This is a genomic window from Arthrobacter sp. Y3223151 (assembly GCF_059091125.1).
In genome coordinates, this window is record NZ_JBNHGI010000001.1 from 612753 (window position 1) to 637452 (window position 24700).

General features: G+C 68.4%; 25 protein-coding genes. 21 read left to right on the forward strand and 4 right to left on the reverse strand.

Annotation, left to right across the window (positions count from 1 at the left end; genetic code table 11):
- Window positions 1-55 precede the first annotated feature (55 nt).
- Window positions 56-385: a hypothetical protein gene (locus AC5RUP_RS02940; RefSeq protein WP_494065430.1), complete on the forward strand. Its 330-nt coding sequence runs from the start codon at window positions 56-58 to the stop codon at window positions 383-385.
- A gap of 141 nt (window positions 386-526) precedes the next feature.
- On the opposite strand, the gene AC5RUP_RS02945 is transcribed toward AC5RUP_RS02940, so the two are convergent.
- The gene (locus AC5RUP_RS02945) at window positions 527-1621 is read right to left on the reverse strand and encodes a diacylglycerol/lipid kinase family protein (RefSeq protein WP_494154528.1); all 1095 of its coding nucleotides are present in this window, start codon (window positions 1619-1621) and stop codon (window positions 527-529) included.
- A 98-nt stretch (window positions 1622-1719) separates the two neighbouring features.
- On the opposite strand from AC5RUP_RS02945, the gene serS reads away from it, so the two are divergent.
- Window positions 1720-3009, forward strand: a complete 1290-nt coding sequence (serS, locus tag AC5RUP_RS02950; protein WP_494149510.1) for a serine--tRNA ligase — start codon at window positions 1720-1722, stop codon at window positions 3007-3009.
- A gap of 188 nt (window positions 3010-3197) precedes the next feature.
- The gene (locus AC5RUP_RS02955) at window positions 3198-4040 is read left to right on the forward strand and encodes an HAD family hydrolase (RefSeq protein ID WP_494154527.1); all 843 of its coding nucleotides are present in this window, start codon (window positions 3198-3200) and stop codon (window positions 4038-4040) included.
- Between the two features lie 93 nt (window positions 4041-4133).
- Here the strand turns inward: AC5RUP_RS02955 and AC5RUP_RS02960 are convergent, their stop codons facing one another.
- The 3 genes from AC5RUP_RS02960 to AC5RUP_RS02970 all read right to left on the reverse strand — a co-directional run bounded on the left by AC5RUP_RS02960 (window position 4134) and on the right by AC5RUP_RS02970 (window position 5972).
- Window positions 4134-4559, reverse strand: coding sequence for a DUF1761 domain-containing protein (locus AC5RUP_RS02960; protein ID WP_494154526.1), 426 nt, complete (start codon window positions 4557-4559; stop codon window positions 4134-4136).
- Between the two features lie 100 nt (window positions 4560-4659).
- Window positions 4660-5286 carry a hypothetical protein gene (locus AC5RUP_RS02965; RefSeq protein ID WP_494154525.1) on the reverse strand — a complete coding sequence of 209 codons (627 nt, stop codon included), beginning with the start codon at window positions 5284-5286 and terminating at the stop codon, window positions 4660-4662.
- Window positions 5287-5486: 200 nt separating this feature from the next.
- Window positions 5487-5972: an inorganic diphosphatase gene (locus tag AC5RUP_RS02970; protein WP_494001923.1), complete on the reverse strand. Its 486-nt coding sequence runs from the start codon at window positions 5970-5972 to the stop codon at window positions 5487-5489.
- Window positions 5973-6138: 166 nt separating this feature from the next.
- Between AC5RUP_RS02970 and dacB the strand changes: the two genes are divergently transcribed.
- From dacB to AC5RUP_RS03060, 18 genes are all read left to right on the forward strand, one after another.
- Window positions 6139-7554: a D-alanyl-D-alanine carboxypeptidase/D-alanyl-D-alanine endopeptidase gene (dacB, locus tag AC5RUP_RS02975; RefSeq protein WP_494158255.1), complete on the forward strand. Its 1416-nt coding sequence runs from the start codon at window positions 6139-6141 to the stop codon at window positions 7552-7554.
- A gap of 121 nt (window positions 7555-7675) precedes the next feature.
- Entirely contained in the window at window positions 7676-8839 is a 1164-nt protein-coding gene (locus AC5RUP_RS02980; protein ID WP_494149507.1) for a zinc-dependent metalloprotease, read from the forward strand.
- Window positions 8836-9948 carry a tRNA lysidine(34) synthetase TilS gene (tilS, locus tag AC5RUP_RS02985; protein WP_494158256.1) on the forward strand — a complete coding sequence of 371 codons (1113 nt, stop codon included), beginning with the start codon at window positions 8836-8838 and terminating at the stop codon, window positions 9946-9948. The genes AC5RUP_RS02980 and tilS overlap by 4 nt, the downstream gene beginning before the upstream one ends.
- A 15-nt stretch (window positions 9949-9963) precedes the next feature.
- Window positions 9964-10515, forward strand: a complete 552-nt coding sequence (hpt, locus tag AC5RUP_RS02990) for a hypoxanthine phosphoribosyltransferase (RefSeq protein WP_494001927.1) — start codon at window positions 9964-9966, stop codon at window positions 10513-10515.
- A gap of 156 nt (window positions 10516-10671) precedes the next feature.
- On the forward strand, window positions 10672-12711 hold the full coding sequence (ftsH, locus tag AC5RUP_RS02995) for an ATP-dependent zinc metalloprotease FtsH (RefSeq protein ID WP_494065439.1): 2040 nt from the start codon (window positions 10672-10674) through the stop codon (window positions 12709-12711).
- 58 nt (window positions 12712-12769) lie between these two features.
- Window positions 12770-13330: a GTP cyclohydrolase I FolE gene (folE, locus tag AC5RUP_RS03000; protein ID WP_494065521.1), complete on the forward strand. Its 561-nt coding sequence runs from the start codon at window positions 12770-12772 to the stop codon at window positions 13328-13330.
- A 25-nt stretch (window positions 13331-13355) separates the two neighbouring features.
- Complete coding sequence (folP, locus tag AC5RUP_RS03005; protein ID WP_494065440.1) at window positions 13356-14261, forward strand: dihydropteroate synthase; 906 nt, start codon at window positions 13356-13358, stop codon at window positions 14259-14261.
- A gap of 8 nt (window positions 14262-14269) precedes the next feature.
- Entirely contained in the window at window positions 14270-14653 is a 384-nt protein-coding gene (folB, locus tag AC5RUP_RS03010) for a dihydroneopterin aldolase (RefSeq protein ID WP_494065441.1), read from the forward strand.
- Complete coding sequence (gene folK / locus AC5RUP_RS03015) at window positions 14650-15159, forward strand: 2-amino-4-hydroxy-6-hydroxymethyldihydropteridine diphosphokinase (RefSeq protein WP_494065442.1); 510 nt, start codon at window positions 14650-14652, stop codon at window positions 15157-15159. The genes folB and folK overlap by 4 nt, the downstream gene beginning before the upstream one ends.
- Before the next feature lie 22 nt (window positions 15160-15181).
- Window positions 15182-15679, forward strand: a complete 498-nt coding sequence (locus tag AC5RUP_RS03020) for a DUF3180 domain-containing protein (protein WP_494001933.1) — start codon at window positions 15182-15184, stop codon at window positions 15677-15679.
- Complete coding sequence (locus tag AC5RUP_RS03025) at window positions 15672-16184, forward strand: PH domain-containing protein (protein ID WP_494154214.1); 513 nt, start codon at window positions 15672-15674, stop codon at window positions 16182-16184. The genes AC5RUP_RS03020 and AC5RUP_RS03025 overlap by 8 nt, the downstream gene beginning before the upstream one ends.
- Window positions 16181-17842: a PH domain-containing protein gene (locus AC5RUP_RS03030; protein ID WP_494158257.1), complete on the forward strand. Its 1662-nt coding sequence runs from the start codon at window positions 16181-16183 to the stop codon at window positions 17840-17842. Before AC5RUP_RS03025 ends, AC5RUP_RS03030 begins: the two co-directional genes overlap by 4 nt.
- Window positions 17826-18743, forward strand: coding sequence for a Rossmann-like and DUF2520 domain-containing protein (locus tag AC5RUP_RS03035; RefSeq protein ID WP_494065446.1), 918 nt, complete (start codon window positions 17826-17828; stop codon window positions 18741-18743). The genes AC5RUP_RS03030 and AC5RUP_RS03035 overlap by 17 nt, the downstream gene beginning before the upstream one ends.
- The gene (gene panC, locus AC5RUP_RS03040) at window positions 18740-19645 is read left to right on the forward strand and encodes a pantoate--beta-alanine ligase (protein WP_494154408.1); all 906 of its coding nucleotides are present in this window, start codon (window positions 18740-18742) and stop codon (window positions 19643-19645) included. The genes AC5RUP_RS03035 and panC overlap by 4 nt, the downstream gene beginning before the upstream one ends.
- A 65-nt stretch (window positions 19646-19710) precedes the next feature.
- Entirely contained in the window at window positions 19711-21228 is a 1518-nt protein-coding gene (lysS, locus tag AC5RUP_RS03045; RefSeq protein WP_494154407.1) for a lysine--tRNA ligase, read from the forward strand.
- Between the two features lie 2 nt (window positions 21229-21230).
- Window positions 21231-21389 (forward strand): hypothetical protein, encoded by a 159-nt coding sequence (locus tag AC5RUP_RS03050; RefSeq protein ID WP_494065448.1) that lies wholly within the window; start codon window positions 21231-21233, stop codon window positions 21387-21389.
- 221 nt (window positions 21390-21610) lie between these two features.
- Complete coding sequence (locus AC5RUP_RS03055) at window positions 21611-21943, forward strand: histone-like nucleoid-structuring protein Lsr2 (protein WP_493978319.1); 333 nt, start codon at window positions 21611-21613, stop codon at window positions 21941-21943.
- 164 nt (window positions 21944-22107) lie between these two features.
- Entirely contained in the window at window positions 22108-24606 is a 2499-nt protein-coding gene (locus tag AC5RUP_RS03060; RefSeq protein WP_493978320.1) for an ATP-dependent Clp protease ATP-binding subunit, read from the forward strand.
- Window positions 24607-24700 lie beyond the last annotated feature (94 nt).

A 24700-nucleotide genomic window follows, 5' to 3' on the forward strand; every position in this document is an offset into this window, starting at 1 on the left:
GTTATGGTCAGTATGCTGAGGAAAACCGCACCTGCAAACCAAGGATCGGAGCACCATGACGCAGCAGAACGACAGGGACCAGTACCAGGACGGGGAGCCGACGCCGGTGGAGGCGCTCAACCAGACCCCGAGTGAAAACCGCGCGGGCGACCTGGGGGACCAGGGCAACGACCTGCGCTTCGCCGAGGAGCAACAGCTGATCGACCAGCAGGCGGCCGGCCAATTCCCGGTTCCCCGGGACGAAGACCTGCAGCAGCCGGATGCGGATGTCCCGGCGCTTGAAGCAGACGAACAGCCCATCGACATTCCGGGCGAGGAACTGCACAACACGGACCGGGCCGATGCCAGCGACGATCCGCTCAACACCGGGGGCGACGACACGTAGGCGCCTCGGCGCTCCGGGCGGCCGCCGGCCCAGGTGGCCGCCCGGCCGCTGCAGGCCAAAGCCCGCCCGCCCTGACTGGCCGCCCGGCCGCTGCAGGCCAAAGCCCGCCCGCCCTGACTGGCCGCCCGGCCGCTGTCTGTCCTAGCCGGCCGCCCGGTGGCTGCCGGAGGAGGGAGCCGACTCGGTGCGCACCGCCAGCGACCGCGGCCTGACCTGGACGGTCAGCGACGTGACCGGCCCGGAGGGGTCGCCGTCGAGCTGGCTTCCCATCGGCTCGTGCGTGGTGATGCGGACCTTTCGCCCGCGGTGGTACTCGATCACCGGAATCGGCGCGCTGTGCCGCACCAGCGTCTTGGCGGCAATCCACAACCAGCCGATCGCGCTGCGCGGACTGAGCACCACGATGTCCAGTTCGCCGTCGTCGATTTCCGCGGTGGGGATGAAATCGATCCCCGCCGGCAACTTCCCGCAGTTGGCCAGCAGGATGCTGCGGACGCGGCGGGGCCGGGCGGGCCCGTCGTCGATGCTGACCATGACGCGCTCGCGCTGGCCGGCAAGGTGGCGGACGCCGGCTTCCGAATAGGCCATCCAGCCGAACCGGCGCTTCAGGTCGTCGCGGGTGGCGGCCAGCACATCCGCATCCACGCCGATGCCGGCGATCACCAGGAAGCTGTCCTGCGACCGTTCGCCGGTCGCCTCGTTCTCCAAGATGATGTCGGCGGTGTCGATCTTGCGGACGATCCCGTGCAGCGCCACGTGGATGTTGGCCCGCAGGGCCGCCGGATCGAGACCCAAATTGCGGGCCAGCAGGTTGCCGGTGCCCAGCGGCAGCACCGCCATCGGCACCTGGGTGCCCGCCAGCTCCGAGGCAACCACCCGGATCGTGCCGTCCCCGCCGCCGGCGATCACCACGTCGGCACGCTCGGCGATGGCCCGCCTCGCTTGGCCGTGGCCCGGGTCCTCGTGCGTGGTTTCCAACACCAGGGGCGGGCTCCAACCGGCCGCCGCGCAGGCTGCCTCCACCTCGCGGCGGGCCTCGGCGGCCGAGTTCTTGACCGGGTTCACGATGAAGACCACGCGCTGGTCGGGCAGGCCCGGGGAAGGCGCAAGCGCGGCCGGCACCGCTGTCCGGCGGCGCCCCAGCATGCCGCGGAGGCCCGGCCATCCCACCGCCAAGGCGGCCACCGCTAGCAGGATGATGAGGGCGGGCATCCATTCGGCAGTCATGTTGGTCATAGACTATCCAGCCGCGCCGCTTTGGCCCATTGAGGCCCGCGACCGGCTGCTGCGGGCGCGGATCGAGGCCGGAAAGCCTTTTTCGGTACCCTTAGCAGGTGATCGATGTAAACGAACTCCGCGCCAATCCAGAGATTTTCCGTGCCTCCCAGCGCGCCCGCGGCGCCGACGAGTCGGTGGTCGATGCCGTGATCGCCGCCGATACGGCCCGCCGGGAAGCGATCAACCGTTACGAGGGACTGCGCGCCGAACAGAATCTCTTCGGCAAGAAGGTGGCCCAGGCCACGGGCGGGGAGAAGGCAGAGCTCCTGGCGCAGGTCAAGGAGTTGGCGGCATCGGTCAAGGAAGCCCAGGCCGCGTCGGATGCCGCCCGCAACCAGCAGGAATCGCTGCTGCGCAGCATCCCCAACCGGATCGAAGACGGCGTTCCGGCCGGCGGCGAGGACGACTTCACCGTGCTCAAGACGGTCGGCGAGCCCCGGGACTTCGCCCGGGACGGGTTCGAGCCGAAGGACCACCTGGCCATCGGCGAGCTGATCGGCGCCATCGACATGGAACGCGGGGCCAAGGTTTCGGGCTCCCGCTTCTACTTCCTCAAGGGCGTGGGCGCCCGGCTGGAGATTGCCCTGATGAACATGGCGCTGGACCAGGCCGTGTCCAACGGCTTCATCCCCATGATCACCCCCACCCTGGTTCGCCCCGAAACCATGCAGGGGACCGGCTTCGACGTGGAGCACGACGACGAGATCTACCGGCTGGAACGGGACAACCTGTACCTGACGGGCACCTCGGAGGTGGCTCTCGCGGGCTACCACGCGGACGAGATCCTGGACCTGTCCGCCGGGCCGACGCGCTACGCCGGCTGGAGCTCCTGCTACCGCCGTGAGGCCGGGGCCGCCGGCAAGGACACCCGGGGCATCATCCGCGTGCACCAGTTCAACAAGCTGGAAATGTTTATCTACTGCCAGGTCGAGGAGGCCGCCGACGAGCACGCCCGTCTGCTCGCCTGGGAAGAAGAAATGCTGGCCAAGGTGGAGTTGCCCTACCGGGTCATCGACACCGCTGCGGGAGACCTGGGCATGAGCGCTGCCCGCAAGTTCGACTGCGAGGCCTGGGTGCCCACCCAGGAGGCCTACCGGGAGCTGACGTCCACCTCCAACTGCACGACCTTCCAGGCCCGCCGGTTGAACATCCGCGAACGCCAGGCGTCGGCGGACGGCGAAAAGAAGGGTACCAGGGCGGTGGCCACCCTGAACGGGACCTTGGCTACCACCCGCTGGATCGTCGCCATCCTGGAGCACCACCAGAACGCCGACGGCTCCGTGAATGTGCCGGCCGCGCTGCGGCCCTACCTGGGCGGCCTGGACGTCCTTCCGGTGCTCTCCTAGCGCGCCGTTCCGCCCCGCCGGCGGCACTGCGGTGCCGTCGCGGCGGGGGCGGCGTTCACCGGCACTTCATTCGCCCGTAGAAAATTTCCTACCCGGGTGTCTGCCGCCCATGTTTGACTAGGGACATGACAACTACAGCTGACAAGGCTAACGCTGGCATCGACGACCAGCGGATTGCTACGGAAGATATGACAAACGATAAAAACGAAGCCCGGCGCCACAATTTCGTGGAGAACGGGTCCCGCAAACTGGTCGCGCTGGATGTGGACGGCACCCTGGTCAACCACGACGGCCACATGAGCGATGCCGTGCGCGAAGCAGCGCGCGCCGTCGTCGACGCCGGCCACGAGGTGGTCGTCTCCACCGGGCGGTCCCTGAACGCAACGCTGCCGATCATCCAGCTGATCGGCGTCACCAAGGGGTACGCCGTCTGCTCCAACGGCGGTGTCACCCTTCGGATCGACACGTCGCTGGAGGACGGCTACGAGGTGATCGACCGGGTGACGTTCAACCCCGGACCGGCCTTGCGGGTGATGCGGTCCAAGCTGCCGACTGCCAAGTTTGCGCTCGAGGACGAAGAGGGCAATTTCCTGGCCACGGAGCGCTTCCAGGACGCCAGCTTCGGCATCGAGGCCAGGGGCGTAGACTTCGAGGCGCTGCTGGAGTCCACGGCCGTGCGCGTGGTGGTCTCCAGCGCCGAAAACACTCCCGAGGAGTTCAAGGAAGCCATCGACACGGCGGGGCTCAAGGGCGTGACGTACTCGGTGGGCTGGACCGCGTGGCTGGACATCGCGGCCAACGGCGTGACCAAAGCCAGCGCGCTGGAATCCCTGCGCCGGAAGCTGGACGTCGAGCCGTCGCATACTGTCGCCATGGGCGATGGCCGCAACGACATCGAAATGCTGGACTGGGCCGCCCGCGGCGTCGCGATGGGGCAGGCGCCCGAGGAGGTCCTGGCCGTCGCCCACGAGGTCACGGGAACCGTGGAGGAAGACGGGGCAGCAGTCGTGCTGCGCAGCCTGCTGGACTGAGGCTCCCGGCTGATCCACCCGGAGAAGGTGCCCGGATGAACCACACCGGGCAAACTGGTTGCCGCCGGCTGCCTTGTGGTGCGGTGCCGGTCCTCAGGCTCCGCTGATCCCGAAGAGGCCGATGACCAGTGCCATGACCAGGAAGGTCACGAGTTCGTGCACGATGTTCAGGACGGTCAGTCCGACCGGCCGGCCCTCGAAGGCATCGTGCGTGGCGAAGCGGGCGGCGGTGAAGCCGGCCCAGAGGATGATGGCGGTCAGCAACGTGTTCCACAGGAAGTTGCCGCCGTAGAAGTCCTGCGCGATGGCCGCCGAACCCGCCAGCACCCACGCGCTGATCAGGCTGACGATCACCGTGATGATGATCGGGCGTACGGCGCTTTTTCCTTCGCCGGGGCTGACGTTGGCGACCCTCATCCAGTAGTTGCCGAAGACCTTCGGCGTGTACCAGACAGATCCGACGATCAGGGTCGAAAGGGTGGCCACGATGACCGCCCAAATGTTGATCTCCGGAACCATATAAACACTCCTTTTGTCGTTGACCCGCCGGCGGAGGCGGGCGCCGTCTCCCTCGGAGTCTAGACGCCGCGGCCGGTATTGCCGTAGCAGCCGGGGCCGGTCAGCGCGGCGGGGCGACGGCGGCGGGGGAGGCGGGCCCGTGGACAAGGTCCAGCAGCCGGGCGGCTGCCGGACGGCAGGCCCACTCCTCCACCCACTGCGAACGGACCACCGCCTTGCTCACGGCCTGGCTGGTGATGCCCAGTTCTTCGGCAATGTACTTTTGCTGGCCGCGCGCTCCCGGCGTCATCAGGTCCAGCACCTTCCACTCCGCGTCGGTGCGGGTGGCGACGATGCGGCCGATGAGCCGCAGCACGGCCTCTGCTTCCGCGGCGACCTCCGCATCGGGCCCGGACACCGCCAGCGGAACGCGCTCGCCGGTTTTCCGGGCCCGGTTCACCGCGCGCCGTGCATAGACCAGGCCGTGCCCATCGGCGTCCTTGATGTCCTCCGGAAGCGGCGGCCGCAGTTCGCCCACGCCGATTCCCACATTCCAGCGCCGGCCGCGCAGCGCGATCAGGGCCGCGTCGATGGCCGTGGACGGCTTCTCGACCGCGCCGATCGCTTCGTCGCCGACAGACCGCTGAAAGGGGATCGCCGCGGGCAAGTGGCGCAGCGCCCTGATCAGGGCGGGCACCTGGTCGCCCGCCTCGCGGGAATCGCGCTGGTTGATGGTGAGCACGTACATGGCACCAGTATTGCGCCCGTCCGGGCAGGAACAACCGATTCCGGTTGGCTGGTGTGTCCCGCCGCCGGTCGCTCCGGGGCAAGCAAAAGCGGCCCGGACCTGAAGGGTCCGGACCGCCGTCGCCGTTCCCGCCGGTTTCCGGCGGCATGGCTTAGTTCAAGCCGGGCGTCGCTGCCCGGCCGTTCGTCGCCGGCCGGGCCCTAGCCCTGGGCGGCGAAGCGTCGGATGGAGGCTTCCAGTTCGGCCTCGGCGGCGGCGCGGTCGGCCCAGCCCTCGGCCTTGACCCACTTGCCCGGCTCCAGGTCCTTGTAGCGGGTGAAGAAGTGCTCGATTTCCTTGACCAGGAACTCCGGCACGTCGGACAGCTCCTGGATGTGGTCGAAGCGCTTGTCGGCCGGAACGCACAGCACCTTGGCGTCGCCGCCGCCGTCGTCGGTCATGTTGAAGACGGCGATCGGGCGGGATTCGACCACAACACCCGGCAGCAGGTCGTAGTCCTGCAGCATGACCATCGCGTCCAGCGGATCGCCGTCTTCGCCCAGCGTGTCCTCGAAGAAGCCGTAGTGGGTGGGGTACTGCATGGAGGTGAACAGCACCCGGTCCAGGCGGAGGCGGTGGGTTTCATGGTCGATCTCGTACTTGACGCGCGAACCCTTGGGGATCTCGATGGTGACGTCATGCTGCATGGCTTCGCTCCTTGGAGGCGTTCGGAAAATTGGCTTCGGCGCCGCCGCTGCACGGCCGTGGCCCGGCGCCGGACTACGCTTAACGATATAGGTCTTGCCCTTCCGTACCGGCATCGGGGTTGGAGCGGGGCGTTCCCAACACTTCAAGATCCTCAGGAGGGGCAGCATGGGGCGTGGCTTCCGCGTGCTCACCTCCGGGCTGCTGGCAGTCGTCTTCGCCGTGCTGGCCGTGCCCGCCGCCCTGAACCTCGGCCAGGCCATCGAGTGGCCGGAGCCGGAGCCGGTGATCAGCACCCCTGCGGCGCAGTTGCCGCCCACCGAGCTGGCGGAGCCGCTGCCGGTTAAGCCGGCGGGCGAGGCGCCGGTGCCGGATCCGGCCGTGCTGGGTCCGGCCCTGGACCGGGCCTTGGCGTTCGACGGCGCCGGCGGCTTCACCGGGATCGTCACCGACGCGGCCAGCGGCGACGTGCTGTACGACGAGGCCGCCGCCGAGCCGCTGGTGCCGGCGTCCAACCTAAAGCTGCTGACCGCCGTTGCCGCCCTGGACACCATCGGTGCCGGCCACCGGTTCACTACCTCGGTCAAGCGCGGCAGCAAGCCGGGCGTGGTGTACCTGGTCGGCGGCGGGGATGCCTTGCTGGGCGCCGGGGAATCCAGGCCCGGCGCGGTCTGGGGCGAAGCCGGGCTGGCAACGCTGGCGGCCGAAGCGGCCGGGCAGCTGGCCGCCGACGGGTACACAGGTGAACTCTCGGTGGCGGTGGACGAATCCCTCTACTCCGGGGCAGCCATCAGCGCCGCCTGGGATCCGGGCGACGTGAAGAACGGCGAAATCTCCGCCGTGTACCCGCTCGCCCTGTATGCCGGGCGGGAACAGGCCGACGGCGGCGGCGACCTGGTGGCCGATGCCGCCGCGCTGGCGGGGGCGGCGTTCCGCGACGCGCTGGCCGAAGCCGTGGCCGGGCAGGGACTCACCGTCAACGGCGCGGTGGCACGGGAGGCGGCACCGGCTGACGCGGACGTGTTGGCCGAGGCGGATTCCGCGCCGGTGGCCGACCAGGTGGCCTACATGATGCAGCACTCGGACAACTACGTGGCGGAGGTCCTCGCGCGCAACACGGCCGTGGCGGCGGGCAAGCCCGGCTCCTTCGCGGGCGGCACCGAAGCCGTCCGCGAGGCGGCGGCCCTGGCGGGCATTCCGGTGGAGGGCATGGTGCTCGCCGATGCCAGCGGCCTGTCGATGGAGAACCGGGTCAGTCCTGCCCAGCTGGCCGCGGCGGTCAGGCTGATGGCCTCCTCCGAGGACGCGGACCTGCGGGCCGGGATCGGCTCCCTGCCGGTCGCCGGCCTGACCGGCACCCTGTCCGGGCGCTACCTGGACAACAACCCCGCCGGCGCCGGGCTGGTCCGGGCCAAGACCGGCACCCTGAACACCGTGACGTCGCTCAGCGGCTATGTGGCCAGCGCCGACGGACGCCTGCTGGTGTTCGCCTTCGTGGCCAACGGCTTGAAAGGCTCGACCGACGCCGCGCGCGTCGCCGCCGACCGGGCGGCGACCGTGCTGGCCGGCTGCGGCTGCCGCTGAGCCGCGGCCGCCGGCCCACCCTCTCCGCCGGCCTCGGCCGCTCAGCCGCGGCCGCCGAGCTGCTTCACTCGAGGCCCGCCGGTAGTGACCGGCTCGCCGCTGATGTGATCTGATGGGACGCATGGACAGTAGCGCACCGACCCCCAGCGAATCCGGCGCCACCCCAGGCCCCGCCCCGCGGTTGGTCAACTGGGAACTGGCCGCGTCCACGGCAGCCACGCTGACCCCCGCCGGCCCCCGGATGAAGGCCGCGGAAATGCGCGCCGCCGTGGCCGAGATGCGCCGGCTGGCGGAAGAGTCGGTGGACCACGTGCACCGCATCACCGGGTTGGATGCCGCCCGCGACCTGCGCGACTCCGAGGTGCTGATCGTGGACCGCGCCGCCTGGTCCAGGGCAAACGCTCGCAGTTTCGAGGTCATGCTGGCCCCGGCCATCGCCGCGCTCGCCGAAAAGCGCCCGGACCAGCTCAAGAACGCCACCACGGCCGTGGGCAGCGTGCTCACCGGCACCCAGATGGGCGCCATCCTCTCCTTCCTCTCCAGCAAGGTGCTGGGCCAGTACGACCCCTTCTGCTCCCTGTTGCCCGGCGGCCCGGCAGCCGGGCGGCTGATGCTGGTGGCGCCGAACATCGTGACCGTGGAGCGGGAACTGAATGTGGTGCCCGCCGACTTCCGCCTCTGGGTGTGCCTGCACGAGCAGACCCACCGGGTGCAGTTCGCCGCAGCCCCCTGGCTGCGCGACCACATGATGGAGCAGATCGGCGGGCTGTCGTCGTCGCTGGTGGAAAAGGCGGACACCCTCGGCGAGCGGCTGCAGCAGACGGTCAAGGCGGCCGTCGCCGCGGCCAAGGACAGCGGAAAGGACGACGGCGGTGGGCCGGGTTCGGCGCTGAAGGGTTCCCTCCTCGATCTCATCCAGGGGCCGGAAGAGAAGGCCGTGTTCTCCCACCTGACCGCCGTGATGAGCCTGCTGGAGGGCCACGCCAACGTGGTGATGGACGCGGTCGACTCCTCGCTGGTCCCGACGGTCAAGACCATCCGCCAACGTTTCAACGCGCGCGGCAAGAGCCGCGGCGCGCTGGAAAACTGGATCCGCAAACTCATGGGCCTCGATGCCAAGGCCCGGCAGTACTCCGACGGCGCCAAGTTCGTCCGCGCGGTGACCCGTCAGATCGGCATGGAGGGTTTCAACCAGGTGTGGGAGCGCCCCGAAAACCTGCCCACGGAAGAGGAGATCCATCACCCCGACCTGTGGGTCAGCCGGATGGACCTCAGCCGCGCATGAGCGGTGTTGCAGCGGACCGGCGCAAGCCCCGGTTGCATCCGCGGGTGGCAGACGCCCGGCACCAGCTGCGCCAGGCGCTGGAACAGTTCGGTCCGCCGGCAGCGACCGCCGGGGGCGCCGAACCGCAGCTGTTGCTGGTGGCCTGCAGCGGGGGACCGGATTCGCTGGCCCTGGCCGTCGCGGCTGAATTCTTCAACCGGCCGGCCCGCAACGGCGTCCGTCCCTATCGCGTGGGGGCCGTCGTCGTCGACCATGGCCTGCAACAGGGCAGCGCGGAGGTGGCCGAGGGGGCCCGACTGCAGCTCGAAGCGCTGGGGCTGGCCCCGGTCCAGGTCCGCCGGGTGGCCGTGGAATCGTCCGGCATGGGGCCGGAGGCGGCCGCCAGGACGGCACGCTACGCGGCGCTGGATGCCGCCGCGGCGGAACTCGGGGCCGCGGCGGTGCTGCTGGGGCACACCCTGGACGACCAGGCCGAGCAGGTGCTGCTGGGCCTGGGCCGCGGTTCGGGCACGCGGTCGTTGGCCGGCATGCCGGTGCAGCGGGGCCGGTATCTGCGTCCGTTCCTGTCGCTGCGCCGGGAAGACACCGAGGAGGTGTGCGCGGTCGCCGGGCTGCAGCCCTGGCACGACCCCGCCAACAGTGATCCGCAGTACATGCGCTCCCGGATCCGGATGCGGGTGATGCCGTTCCTGGAGGACGAGATGGGTCCCGGCGTCGCCCAGGCGCTGTGGCGGTCGGCACAGATCCTGGCCGCCGACGCCGACTACCTGCAGGCACAGGCGGCCGAGGAATACCGCCGGCTGCGGGTGGCCACACCGGACGGGCTGGAGCTGCCACGGGAAGGCATGGAACAACTCCCGGCCGCCCTGAAGCACCGCGTGATCGCCCTGGCCGCCGCCGAACTGGGCGGCGAAAACCCCAGTTATGAACGGCTGCTGGCGGCCGAATCGCTGCTGCGCCGCCAAGGCTCGGCCGGCCCGGTGCAGTTGGCCGGATTCGTCAGCGTCTACCGCCGGACTGCTGCCAACGCGGTTCACCAAGATGGCACCGGCTATGGCAATCTTGTGTTGAGAACAACTGGCCGCAGCCCCGGCCAGACAGACCGCTAGACCCGGGAGCATGTGGTGGATTCCAACGACGTCCAGGCAGACCTCAAGCACGTCCTCTACACCAAGGAGCAGATCCAGCAGCGCGTCGCCGAGCTGGCTGCCGAAATCGACAGGGACTATGAAGGGCGCGACCTGCTGATCGTCGGCGTCCTCAAGGGCGCGGTGATGGTCATGGCGGACCTGGCCCGGGCACTGCACAGCCACGTCAAGATGGACTGGATGGCCGTCTCCTCCTACGGCTCCGGCACCCAGTCCTCCGGCGTCGTGCGGATCCTGAAGGACCTCGAGACGGACTTGATGGGCAAGCACGTGCTCATCGTGGAGGACATCATCGACTCCGGCCTCACCCTGTCCTGGCTGAAGACCAACCTGATTTCCCGCGGTCCGGCCAGCGTGGAAATCTGCACCCTGCTGCGCAAGCCCGATGCCGCCAAGGTGGAAATCGACGTCAAGTACGTCGGCTACGAGATCCCGAACGAGTTCGTAGTGGGCTACGGGCTGGACTACGCCGAGCGCTACCGCAACCTGGACTTCATCGGCACCCTGGCACCGCACATCTACGAATAACCGCCGCACCGTCCGCCGCAGGCTAGGCTACGCCCAGAGGGAACTAATGCCCTCCCTTGAGCGTGAAGGAAGACGGACAGTGTATAGCTGTAGTAGCCGAAGGGCTGCCATCACGCGCGGACAAGCAGGAGGGACGGGCGCAAGCCCCCAAGTCGCATGAAATTGAAGAACCTTTTCAAGGGACCGATCATCTGGATTGTCCTGGTCCTGGTCATCCTCCTGATCGCCGTGCCCAATCTAGCCGGTCCGCAGTCTTCACGGGTCGACACCAGCGTGGGACTTGAACTGCTGCGGGACAACAAGGCGGAACAGGCCCGGATGAACGACGGCGCCCAGAGCGTCGACCTGACGTTGCGCGAAGACCTGGTCATCGACGACGCCAACAAGGGCAAGTCGATCACCTTCTTCTACAGCCGCGACCGCGGTCCGGACATCGTGGACGCGATCAACGCCTCCGACGTGGACACCTTCACCGACCAGCCGGTGGAGAACAACTGGTTCATGAGCTTCATCAGCCTGATCCTGCCCATCCTGATCATCGGCCTGATCTTCTGGTTCCTGCTCTCGCGCATGCAGGGCGGCGGTTCCAAGGTCATGCAGTTCGGCAAGTCCAAGGCGAAGATGATCACCAAGGACATGCCGCAGGTGACCTTCGCCGACGTCGCGGGCGTGGACGAGGCCGTGGAGGAACTGCACGAGATCAAGGAGTTCCTCTCCGAACCGGCCAAATTCCAGGCCGTCGGGGCGAAGATCCCCAAGGGCGTGCTGCTCTACGGCCCGCCCGGTACCGGCAAGACCCTGTTGGCCCGGGCCGTGGCCGGCGAAGCCGGCGTCCCCTTCTTCTCGATCTCCGGCTCCGACTTCGTGGAAATGTTCGTAGGCGTCGGCGCCTCCCGCGTCCGCGACCTGTTCGAACAGGCCAAGACCAATTCGCCGGCCATCATCTTCGTGGACGAAATCGACGCGGTCGGCCGGCACCGCGGCGCCGGCGTGGGCGGCGGCAACGACGAGCGCGAACAGACGCTGAACCAGCTGCTGGTCGAGATGGACGGCTTCGACGTCAAGACCAACGTCATCCTGATCGCCGCCACCAACCGCCCCGACGTGCTGGACCCGGCGTTGCTGCGCCCGGGCCGGTTCGACCGGCAGATCGCCGTCGAGGCCCCCGACCTGGAAGGCCGCCACCAGATCCTGCAGGTGCACGCCGCGGGCAAGCCCATGGCCCCGGGCGTGGACCTGCGTTCCCTGGCCAAGCGTGCGCCCGGATTCACCGGCGCCGACCTGGCCAACGTGCTCAACGAAGCCGCCCTGCTGACCGCCCGGTCCAACGCCCAGCTGATCGACGACCGGGCGCTGGACGAAGCCATCGACCGCGTGATGGCCGGGCCGCAAAAGCGCTCCCGCGTCATGAAGGAACACGAGCGCAAGATCACCGCCTACCACGAAGGCGGACACGCCCTGGTCGCGGCCGCGCTGCGCTACTCCGCGCCGGTCACCAAGGTCACCATCCTGCCGCGCGGCCGCGCCCTGGGCTACACCATGGTGGTGCCGGAGGACGACAAGTACTCCGTGACCCGCAACGAACTGCTGGACCAGCTCGCCTACGCCATGGGCGGCCGCGTGGCCGAGGAGATCGTCTTCCACGATCCGTCCACCGGCGCGTCCAACGACATCGAGAAGGCCACCAGCACCGCCCGCCAGATGGTCACCCAGTACGGCATGAGCGAACGCGTGGGTGCCGTGAAGCTGGGCCAGGGCGGCGGCGAACCGTTCCTGGGCCGCGACATGTCGCACGAACGCAACTACTCCGACCACGTCGCCTTCGTGGTGGATGAGGAAGTGCGCCGGCTCATCGACGACGCCCACGACGAGGCCTACGCGATCCTGACCGAGAACCGCGACGTGCTGGACCGGCTGGCCCTGGCCCTGTTGGAACGCGAGACGCTGAACCAGCGTGAGATCGCCGAGATCTTCCACGACCTGCGCCGCCGCGAGCTGCGGGACGTGTGGCTGTCCAAGGAAACCCGGCCGGTACACAACATCCCGCCGGTGGTCTCCCGCCGGGAGCGGGAAGCGGCCGCCAACGGCCAGCAGCAGGAAGGAAGCCACGCGGCCGTGATCGTGGACCCCAATCCGGCCGGCGGGGACCTTCCCGGGGATGACGGCCGAAGCGGCGTACCCGGCGCCAGCAGCTAGGATCACATACGTGACCGAATACGATGACGTTGTCGCAGAGCTGGATTTTGACCCGCTGATCGACCTGCCCAGGATCGAGAAGGCGGTGCGCGAAATCCTCATCGCCGTCGGCGAAGATCCCGACCGCGAAGGCCTGCGGGACACCCCGCAGCGGGTCGCCCGTTCGTACGCGGAGGTGTTTGCCGGCCTGCATCAGGACCCGGCGGACATCCTCGGCACCACGTTCGACATCAACCATGAGGAAATGGTGCTGGTCAAGGACATTCCGTTCTATTCGACCTGCGAGCACCATCTGGTCCCGTTCCACGGCACCGCCCACATTGGCTACATTCCGTCCCATGACGGTAAAGTGACCGGGTTGAGCAAGCTCGCCCGCCTGGTGGAAATCTACGCCCGGCGCCCGCAGGTGCAGGAACGCCTCACCACGCAGATCGTCGAGGCCATGGTCAAGTACCTGGAGCCCAAGGGCGCGATCGTCGTCGTCGAATGCGAACACATGTGCATGTCCATGCGCGGGGTCCGCAAGCCGGGGGCGAAGACAGTCACCTCGGCCGTGCGCGGCCAATTGCGCGAGCAGGCCACCCGAGCCGAGGCCATGAGCCTGATTATCGGACGATAGCGAAGAGAAGAGACGGTACAGATAGATGGATTCACTCGCCGCAGTCCCCGGAACCGGGCCCGCCACGTCGCCGCTGCCCGTGCTGCGCAAGGCGCGCGAGCCGAAGAAGTTCGCGGACCTGCCCACCGACCGTGCCGTCGTCATGGCCATCCTGAACGTCACCCCGGACTCGTTCAGCGACGGCGGCGACCACGCCAACAAAGAAGCGGCGATCGCCTACGGGCTGAAGCTGCTGTACGGCGGCGCCGACATCATCGACGTCGGCGGTGAATCCACCCGCCCCAACGCCGACTCGATCACCCCGGAGGAAGAGCAGAAGCGCATCCTCCCGGTCATCGAGGCACTGGTCAAGGCCGGCGCCCTGATCAGCGTGGACACCATGCACGTGGACACGGCGGCCAAGGCGCTGGACGCCGGGGCGGCCATCGTCAACGACGTCTCCGGGATGACCCACGACCCGCACATGCCCGCCCTGGTGGCCGAGCGCAAGGTCCCCTACATCCTGATGCACCGGCGCGGGGACGCCCGGGAGGTCGACCCCAAGGCGGACTACCAGGACGTGGTGGCCGAGGTCCTCGCGGAGCTGACCGAACTGCGGGACAAGTTCGTCGCCGCCGGCGTGGCGCCGGAGCAGATCATCCTGGATCCGGGACTGGGCTTCTCCAAGAACGCCGAACATAACTGGGAGCTGCTGCGCGCCACGGACCGGATCGCGGAACTGGGGCACAAGGTGCTGGTCGGCGCGTCCCGCAAGCGGTTCCTCGGTTCCCTGCTGACCACCGCCGGCAAGGCCGCCGCACCCAAGGAACGCGACGAGGCCACGCTGGCGGTTTCCGCGCTGGCCGCCGCCAACGGCGCCTGGGGCGTGCGCGTGCACGACGCCGGGGCCTCGCTGGACGCGGTCAAAGTCGCCGCCGCCTGGACCAAGTAGGCCGGGACGTGACGCCAGCACCTCCGGCACGGCCGGACCTCATCAAGGTTTCCGGCATCAGGGCCACGGGCTACCACGGCGTGCTGGAGCATGAGCGCCGCGACGGCCAGCCGTTCATCGTCGACGTCACCCTGCACACCGACATCCGGGCCGCCGCGGCCGACGACGACCTGGCGAAAACCGCAAACTACGCCGAGCTCGCCGACCAGGTGGACGCGATCATCGCCGGCGAGGCCCTGCAGCTGATCGAAACACTGGCCGAACGGATAGCCGACCACGTGCTGCGCACGTTCGCGGTGGCGGCGGTCGAGGTCACGGTGCACAAGCCGCAGGCGCCCATCCAAGTGAAGTTTTCCGATGTCACGGTCAGCATCTACCGGGAGCAGCCATGAGCGTCCGCGCGGTCCTGGCGCTGGGCAGCAACCTTGGCGCACGCAGCGACACCCTCTCGCACGCGGTGGCGGACCTGGTGGACACCCCCCACGTGCGGCTGCGCGAAGTCTCGGCCGTGGTGCAGACGAAGCCGGTCGGCGGCCCCGAGGACCAGCCGGACTACCTGAACATGGTGCTCGAGGTGGAGACCGACCTGGACCCGCACCAGTTGCTGGCCCATTGCCAGGCCGTGGAAAACAAGCACCACCGCACCCGCGACGTGCGGTGGGGGCCGCGGACGCTGGACGTGGACATCATCACCTACGGCGACCTCACGCTGAACGACGAGGACCTGGTCATCCCGCACCCGCGCGCGCACGAACGCGCCTTCGTGCTGGCGCCCTGGGCCTGGATGGACTCGAACGCCACGCTCAACGGCGTCCCGGTCGGCGAACTGGCCCAGGCGGCCGGCGACCTGGACGGCGTGGAACCCTACGAGTCCGAGCCGTTCGAAGCCGGTCAATAGTGTCCGGCGGGGTGGGGGCTTCGTGAGGACCATCAGATACCGCTGGCTGGCGACCATCGCCGTCGTCACGGCAGTGCTGGGCTGGTTGGGCAACCTGCTCGCCGGGCGCGGCGGGCTGCCGGTGCCCGTCCTGCACCTCTCCTCGCTGGCCACGATGGCCGCCATCGCCGTCTTCACCCTGGTGCTCGGCCTCAAGGTGCGCCGCTGGCGCAACGGCAACCGGGACAAGGAGCTGAATCCGGTACTCGCCGCCCGCACGCTCGTGCTGGCCCAGGCCTGCGCCTATGCCGGGTCGCTGATCTTCGGCTGGCACAGCGGCATCATGGTGGATCAGCTCATGCTGCTGCTGTACCGGCCCGGCCTCGGGGCGCTGCCGGCCGTGCTGGCTATGATGGGCGGTGGCCTGGTCATGGTGGTGATCGGGCTGGTGGTGGAGCGTTTCTGCAAGCTTCCGCCCGAGGACACCGAAGCGGCCCAGGACAACGGTACCGAGGCCCAGGGCGAGGGGGAGTATGCCTAGCGAAGCGATCGATCCGGCCGGCATCAGCTGGATCCGGGTCTCGCCCAAGTACGTCACCGTGCGACTGGTCGGCTGGGCCATTTTCACGGTAGTCGCCGTCGCCCTGCTGTCCGCCCCGCTCGTCCTGGCGCTGACCGGCCTCTGGCCCGGCTTCCCGGCGTGGCTTGGCTGGCTGCTGAGCCTGGGCACGCTCGCGGTCTGCGTCTGGGCCGGGCTCCTGATCCCGCGCCAGGTCAGGGCCATCGGATATGCCGAACGCGACGAGGACCTGCTGATCCGGCGCGGACTGTTTTTCCAGCGCGTCATGGTGGTTCCCTACGGCCGGATGCAGTACGTGGATGTCGGCGTGGGGCCGTTGGAGCGGGCCTTCGGCCTGTGCTCGGTGAAGCTGCACACCGCCAGCCCGCAGACCAACGCCGGCATTCCGGGGGTGCCGGCGGCAGAAGGAGCCCGGCTGCGCGAACAACTCTCCGACCGCGGGCAGGCAAGGCTGGCCGGGCTATGACCGTTCCCGGCAGCAACGGGCAGGCCCCGCTGCCCGGGCAGGGGCCGGACGCGCCCGGCGAAGTAGTGCCGGCCTCCCAAGGGGTGCCCCTGACGCCGGACGCCACCGGCACCTGGCACCGCGTACACCCCGTCTCGCCGCTGGTCCGCGGCTGGCTGGCGCTCGCGGCGATCGCCTACTTCTTCGGCCGGGACTGGTTCGAGGCAATGTTCCGCGGCGACGAGTTCTGGGGCCTGAGCGGGGGCCGCGCCGTCTGGACCGTGCTGGTCATGGCCGTGGTCGCCGTGCTGCTGGTGGGCGGATTCTTCCTCTCCTGGTGGTTCACCCGGTATCAGGTCACCGACGACCATGTCCGGGTGAACTCCGGCGTCCTGTTCCGCCAGCACCGGCAGGCGCGGCTGGACCGGGTGCAGGCGATCGACGTCATCCAGCCGCTGCTGGCACGGATCTTCGGCCTGGCCGAACTCAAATTCGAAGTGGCCGACGCCGGCGAATCGGCCGTCCGGCTGGCCTACCTGCCGCTGGCCTCGGCGCAGCAGCTGCGTGCCACCATCCTGGCCCGGGCCGCCGGCCTGGGCAGCGATCCCGCGCACCCGCAGGAAGCGGTCGCCGAAGCCCCCGAACAGCAGATCCTGGCCATCCCGGGCGGCCGAATCCTCGGCGCGGTGTTGCTGTCCGGAACCACGCTGTTCCTGCTCATCATGCTGATCGCGGCCGGGCTCTCGACCTTTGTGTTCGGTGCCGCGTTCGGCCCGGCCTTTTTGGTCCCCGCGGCGTTCGGCGTGGTGGCCGGCTACTGGTCCACCTTCAGCACCGGCTACAACTTCCGCGCCGCCATCTCCCCGGACGGCATCCGGCTCCGCTACGGCCTGCTGGAGACCCGGGCGCAGACCGTCCCGCCCGGGCGCGTGCAGGCCGTGGAGATAATGCAGTCGCCGCTGTGGCGCCTCAAGGGCTGGTACCGGATGCGGGTGAACGTGGCCGGCTACGGCCTCAGCGCGGAGAACGCGGGCGCCCGCACCACGTTGCTGCCGGTGGGCACGCAGCAGGAAGTCATGCAGATGCTTGCGCTGGTGCTCCCGGACCCGGGCACCGAGGATCCGTTCACCGTCTTCGGGGCGGGCCTGGACGGGATAGCGGCCAAGGACCCGGACGACGCCGGTGCCTCCGACGGCGGATTCGTCACCTCGCCGCGGCGGGTGCGGTGGCTGTCCTGGATGACTTGGCGGCGCAACGGCTTCGCCGTCACCGGGACCGCCTTGCTGGCCCGCAGCGGCCGGCTCTGGCGCAGCCTCTCGGTGGTGCCGCACGAGCGGACCCAGTCCATCGCGCTGCACCAGGGCCCGCTGGCCCGCCGCCTGCGCGTGGCGGACCTGCGCCTGCACACGACGGCCGGACCGGTCACGCCGGTGATCTACCAGGTCGACGCCGACACCGCCCGCCGGCTCTTCGACGAGCAGTCGGTCCGGGCCGCCGCGGCCCGGCGCCGCAGCGTCCCGGAACGCTGGCTGGAAGCCCGGGGGGCCGGATCCGATCCCGTCCCCGACGCGGCGGAGGGGCCCCCGGGCGGCATCCGCGGGCCGGCGCAGCAGGACGAACCGGCGCAGCAGGACGAACCACAAGGGAACAAGGAGGGCCGCGATGGTGGGCAGGAGTAGGCCCGGACGGCTGGGCATCGGAGTCATCGGCGCCGGCAAGGTCGGCGCCGTCCTCGGTGCCGCGCTGCGCGGCGTGGGGCACGCCGTCGTCGGGGTGTCAGCGGTGTCTGAGGACAGTCGGGAACGAGCCGAAAACCTGCTGCCCGGCGTTCCGGTGCTGCAGATCCCCGAGATCGTGGAACGGGCCGAACTGGTGCTGTTGGCGGTACCGGACGACGCCCTGCCGGAACTGGTGGACGGCCTGGCCGCGGCCGGGGTTTGGCAGCCGGGCCAGCTCGTGGTGCATACCTCCGGGCGCTACGGCACCGCGGTGCTGGCGCCGGCCCGGGCCAAGGGCGCCATCCCGCTGGCCATCCACCCGGCCATGACCTTCACGGGCATGAGCCTGGACCTCGCCCGGCTGAATGACTGCAGCTTCGGGGTGACGGCCGAGGCCACGGTGCTGCCGATCGCCCAGGCGCTGGTCGTGGAGATGGGCGGCGAACCGGTGGTCATCGCCGAGAAGGACCGCACGCTCTACCACGCCGCCCTGGCGCACGCCTCGAACCACCTGGTGACCATCGCGGCCCAGTCGGCGCAACTGCTGGCCGAGGTTGGCGTGGAGCAGCCGGACCGGGTGCTCAGCGGGCTGATGCGGGCCTCCCTGGAGAACGCGCTGGCCTCCGGGGAAGCGGCCCTGACCGGGCCTGTGGCCCGCGGCGACGCCGGCACCGTCCGCAGCCACCACGAGGCGCTGCTGCGCCGCGAGGTGGATTCGGGCGGCACCGACATCCGGCTGGCCTACGAGGAACTGGCCCGGGCAACGGCCCAGCGGGCCCTGCAGCGCGGCCTGCTGAAAGAGGCCCGCGCAACCGAAATCCTGGACATCCTTGCCCAGTCCCGTCCGGAGGAGAACGCGTGACGACCCGCCCCCGACTGGTGAAAACCCGCAGCAAATTGAAGGACGCCACGGCCGGCCTGCTGGCGGCAGCGGGGGCCGCCGGGCGGCCTTCGCTGGGACTGGTCCCGACCATGGGAGCGCTGCATGCAGGCCACGCAGCGCTGGTGCGGGCCGCGCGGCAGGCGTGCGACGTCGTCGTGGTTTCCGTGTTCGTGAATCCGCTGCAATTTGGCGAGCAGCAGGACCTGGACCGCTACCCCCGCACGCTGGAAGCCGACCTGGACCTGCTGGCGGCGTGCGGGGCGGACGTGGTGTTCGCCCCCGCAGTCGAAGAGGTCTACCCGGACGGCGAGCCGCTGGTCAGAATCGACGCCGGCGCGCTGGGCGCGAAGTTCGAGGGCGCCTCCCGCCCTGGCCACTTCGACGGCGCCCTCACCGTGGTGGCCAAGCTGCTCCATTACGGGCTGCCCGCGGCGGCCGGCGCGGCCGGCTACCGCGCCTACTTCGGCCAGAAGGACGCGCAGCAGCTCGTGCTGGTGAAGCGGATGGTGGCCGACCTGAACTTTCCGGTGGACATTGTGGGTGTGCCCACGGTGCGCGACGACGACGGGCTCGCACTCTCCAGCCGCAACCGTTTCCTGAACGACGCCGAGCGGGAAGCGGCGCTGGTGCTTTCCCGCAGCCTGGCGTACCTCCGCGGACAGGCCGACCGGCACGAACCGCTGGACGTGGACGGCGCACTGGCCATGATCGAGTCGGTGCCGCTCGTCCGGCTGGACTACCTGGACGTGGTGGATCCCCGCACGCTCGAGCCGCTGGCCTTCAACTGCAGGGAAACCCCGTTCACCGGCGAGGCCCTGGTGCTGGTCGCCGCGCAGGTCGGCCCGGTTCGGCTGATCGACAACGCGCAGCTCGGCTACTGACGCCCACGGACGAAGGCCAGGGACGTTTGGCTGGCCCGGCCCCGGTACCGGTACCCTTAACTACCGTGACCCGCGATAATTCCCCCACCCCACATCCCGCAGCCGAGGCTGCCGACGCCTCCGAGCAGATGCACGTGCGCATGGCCAAGCGCGCCAAACTCCTGGAGCGCGGGGCCGAGGCGTACCCGGTGGGCGTGGACCGGACCCATACGCTGGCCGAGGTGCGCGAAAAGTACGGCCACCTCGAGGCAGACGAGACCACCGGCGACGTCGTGGGCGTGTCCGGGCGCGTGGTCTTCATTCGCAACACCGGCAAACTCTGCTTCGCGACCCTGCAGGAAGGCAGCGGGGTCCGCCTGCAGGCAATGTTGAGCCTGGCGAACATCGGCGAGGAAGCGCTCGCGGACTGGAAGGCCCTCGTGGACCTGGGCGACCATGTGTTCATCCGCGGCGAAGTCATCAGCTCCAAGCGCGGCGAACTGTCCGTGATGGCCGATAGCTGGCAGATGGCCTCCAAGGCGTTGCGTCCGCTGCCCGTGCTGCATGCCGGCCTGAGTGAAGAGACCCGCGTGCGGCAGCGGTACGTGGACCTCATGGTGCGCGACGAAGCACGCCAGATGGTTTACACCCGCGCCGCCGTCATCCGCTCCATCCGGGAGACCCTCCACTCCCACGGCTACGTGGAAGTGGAGACCCCCATGCTGCAACTGGTGCACGGAGGCGCGACGGCCCGTCCCTTCGAGACCCACCTGAACGCCTTTGACCAGGACATGACCCTGCGCATTGCCACGGAGCTTTACCTCAAGCGCGCTGTGGTCGGCGGCATAGACCGGGTCTTTGAGATCGGCCGGATCTTCCGCAATGAAGGCGTTGACTCCACCCACAGCCCCGAATTCACCACGCTGGAAAGCTACGAGGCGTATGCCGACCAGTTCGTCATGGGGGAGCGCATGAAGGAAATGATCCTGAATGTGGCCGACACCATCGGCACGCGCGTCATTGAAACCCCGCAGGGCACCATTGACCTGAATGGGGAATGGCGCTGGCTGGGCGTCTATCCCGGTTTGTCCGAAGCGGTGGGCCGGGAAATCACCCCGCAGACCGGCGGTGAAGAGCTGCGCGAAATAGCCGAGCAGCACGGCGTGAAGATCGACCCGAAGTGGGATACCCAGAAGGTGGTCGTCGAGCTGTTCGGCGAAATCGTCGAACCCACGCTGCTGCAGCCGACCTTCGTGTACGATTACCCGCCGGCAGCGCAGCCGCTCGCGCGCAACCACCGCGACAATCCGGAGTTGATTGAGGCCTGGGACCTGATCATTGGCGGAATGGAACGCGGGACCGCTTTCTCCGAGCTGATTGATCCGGTGATTCAGCGCGAACGCCTGACCGAGCAGTCGCGAATGGCGGCGGCAGGAGACGAGGAAGCGATGCAGCTGGACGAAGACTTCCTGCGTGCCCTCGAATACGGCGCGCCGCCGATGGGCGGAATCGGACTGGGCATCGACCGATTGGTGATGCTTTTCACCCAGGTGGGAATCCGCGAAACGATTCTGTTCCCGCTGCTGAAGCCGGAGCTGGGCTGAGCATGGAATATCTGTGGGTACTCGCGCCGTCGGTGGGTGTCGGGCTTTTGTTCTATTTCGTGATGAAAGCCATATTCAACGCCGACCGGAAAGAACGCGAAGCGCTGGCCGAGGCCGAGCGCGAAGCCGAAAGGCGCGCGGCCGAAGGCCGCGAGGAATAGGGGAAGGCCCCGGACAAGCATCAATTGTCCGGGGTTTTTCCTTTAATCACATTCGCGCGCGACATACCGGTATTTCCCACACGGTCAAATCCGCTCTGATCCATGCCGGATTGCAGGACGATCGAATCCGGCTGTATTGCCTTGAAATGGAGTGTAGGACATAATAAGCATGGTTCGGATTATGCCGGACATATAGATACACCCACCCAAAGGAGCCTTCTGTGGCGCAAGAAGTAAAAATCATTCTGGTTGATGATCTGGATGGTGGCTCGGCCGATGAAACGGTCCGGTTCAGCCTGGATTCCAGCAGCTACGAAATTGATCTTTCTTCATCGCATGCCGAGGCGCTTCGCGACGCGCTCAAGCCGTACATTTCTTCCGGCCGGAAGATTCCTGCCCGGGGCTCCAAGGCCGCCAAGCCGGCCGGCGGCACACGCAACCAGGACGCCTCGGCGATCCGCGCGTGGGCACGGGAGAACGGTTACAACGTTAGCGACCGCGGACGTGTGCAATCCGAAATCATCGAGGCCTACAAGGCCGCCCACGGGGGATAACGGGCGGCCCGTTCCATCACGGGCGGATCGATCGGCGGGGCGGACAGGCAACTGTCCGCCCCGTTTGCCGTCCTGCAGAGGGCATTACCCCTAGGGCGAACAGAACGCACAACAGCCATCCGGGCACGTAGCATCAAAGTACGCAGTAGCTAGGAGTGTGCGAGATGTTTGAGAGATTTACCGACCGTGCCCGTCGCGTTGTCGTGCTGGCTCAAGAAGAAGCCCGCATGCTCAACCACAACTACATCGGCACCGAACACATCCTCCTCGGATTGATCCACGAGGGTGAGGGCGTTGCCGCCAAAGCACTGGAGTTCCTCGGCGTCTCGCTGAACGGCGTTCGTGAGCAGGTCCAGGAGATCATCGGCCAGGGCCAGCAGGCTCCGAGCGGCCACATTCCGTTCACGCCGCGCGCCAAGAAGGTTTTGGAGCTGTCGCTGCGCGAGGCCCTCCAGCTCGGCCACAACTACATCGGCACCGAGCACATCCTGCTGGGTCTGATCCGCGAAGGCGAAGGCGTGGCCACGCAGGTGCTGGTCAAGCTGGGCGCCGACCTCAACCGCGTGCGCCAGCAGGTCATCCAGCTGCTCTCCGGCTACCAGGGCAAGGAGCCGGTCACCGCCGGCCAGCAGCAGGAAGGCACTCCTGCCGGATCGGTGGTGCTGGACCAGTTCGGCCGGAACCTCACACAGGCTGCGCGTGAATCCAAGCTCGACCCGGTCATCGGGCGCGAGCATGAAATGGAACGCGTCATGCAGGTGCTCTCCCGCCGCACCAAGAACAACCCGGTGTTGATCGGCGAGCCCGGCGTCGGCAAGACCGCCGTCGTGGAGGGCCTGGCCCAGGCGATTGTCCGCGGCGACGTGCCCGAGACCATCAAGGACAAGCAGCTCTACACTCTGGACCTGGGGTCCCTGGTGGCCGGGTCACGCTACCGCGGTGACTTCGAGGAGCGGCTGAAGAAGGTCCTGAAGGAAATCCGGACCCGTGGCGACATCATCCTGTTCATCGACGAGATCCACACCCTGGTGGGTGCCGGTGCCGCCGAGGGCGCGATCGACGCGGCCTCCATCCTGAAGCCGATGCTGGCGCGCGGCGAACTGCAGACCATCGGTGCCACCACCCTGGACGAGTACCGCAAGCACATCGAGAAGGACGCCGCGCTGGAGCGCCGGTTCCAGCCGATCCAGGTGGAAGAGCCGTCCGTGGAGCACGCCGTGCTGATCCTCAAGGGACTGCGGGACCGCTACGAGGCGCACCACCGCGTGTCCATCACCGACGGCGCCCTGGATGCCGCCGCGCATCTGGCCCACCGGTACATCTCGGACCGCTTCCTGCCGGACAAGGCAATCGACCTGATCGACGAGGCCGGGGCGCGGCTGCGCATCCGCCGGATGACCGCACCGCCGGAGCTCAAGGACATCGACGAGCGCATCGCCGAGCTGAAGAAGCAGAAGGAATCGGCCATCGACGCCCAGGACTTCGAGGGCGCCGCGACACTGCGGGACCAGGAAGGCAGGCTGCAGGACGAGCGGGCCGAAAAGGAACGCGCCTGGAAGTCCGGGGACCTGGATGAGATCGCCGAAGTGGACGAGGACTTGGTGGCAGAAGTGCTGGCCAACTCCACCGGCATCCCCGTGTTCAAGCTGACCGAGGAAGAGTCCAGCCGCCTGATGCACATGGAGGCCGAGCTGCACAAGCGCGTGATCGGCCAGGACGAGGCGATCAAGGCCATCTCGCAGGCGATCCGCCGTACCCGTGCCGGCCTGAAGGACCCCAACCGTCCCTCCGGCTCGTTCATCTTCGCCGGCCCCACCGGCGTCGGCAAGACCGAGCTCGCCAAGGCCCTGGCGGAATTCCTCTTCGGTGAGGAAGACGCGCTGATCACCCTGGACATGTCCGAGTACTCGGAGAAGCACACGGTCTCGCGGCTGTTCGGTGCCCCTCCGGGCTACGTGGGCTACGAAGAAGGCGGTCAGCTGACCGAAAAGGTCCGCCGTCGCCCGTTCTCCGTGGTGCTCTTCGACGAGGTGGAGAAGGCGCACGCCGACCTGTTCAACTCGCTGCTGCAGATCCTCGAGGACGGCCGCCTGACGGACAGTCAGGGACGCGTCGTGGACTTCAAGAACACGGTGATCATCATGACCACCAACCTTGGCACCCGCGACATCTCGAAGGGCGTCATGACCGGTTTCCAATCCGGCACGGACACCAAGACCGGGTACGAGCGGATGCGCGCCCGGGTCCAGGATGAGCTCAAGCAGCACTTCCGGCCCGAGTTCCTCAACCGCGTCGACGACACCGTGGTCTTCCCGCAGCTGAGCGAGGAAGAAATCGTCCAGATCGTGGACCTGTTCGTCGAGCGTCTGCGGAAGCGGCTCGCCGAGAAGAGCCTCAAGATCGACCTGACCGACGCGGCCAAGGTGCTGCTGGCCACCCGCGGCTACGATCCCACCATGGGTGCCCGGCCGCTGCGCCGGACCATCCAGCGGGAGATCGAGGACCAGCTCTCCGAGAAGATCCTCTTCGGCGAGTTCCACCCGGGCGAGACCATCCACGTGGATGTCGAGGGCGAAGACGACGCGGCGACGTTCGTCTTCAGCAGCACCGGAGCACCCAAGGCAATCGAGGGAGTCCCGGACACCCCGGCACTTTCCCAGTAGCCTGCACCGTACTGCGCAGGAAGAACCCCGGCTTCGGCCGGGGTTCTCCCGGTTAACCGGAGGGCGCCTCGTCGCAGGGCCTGCAGCGGCGTAG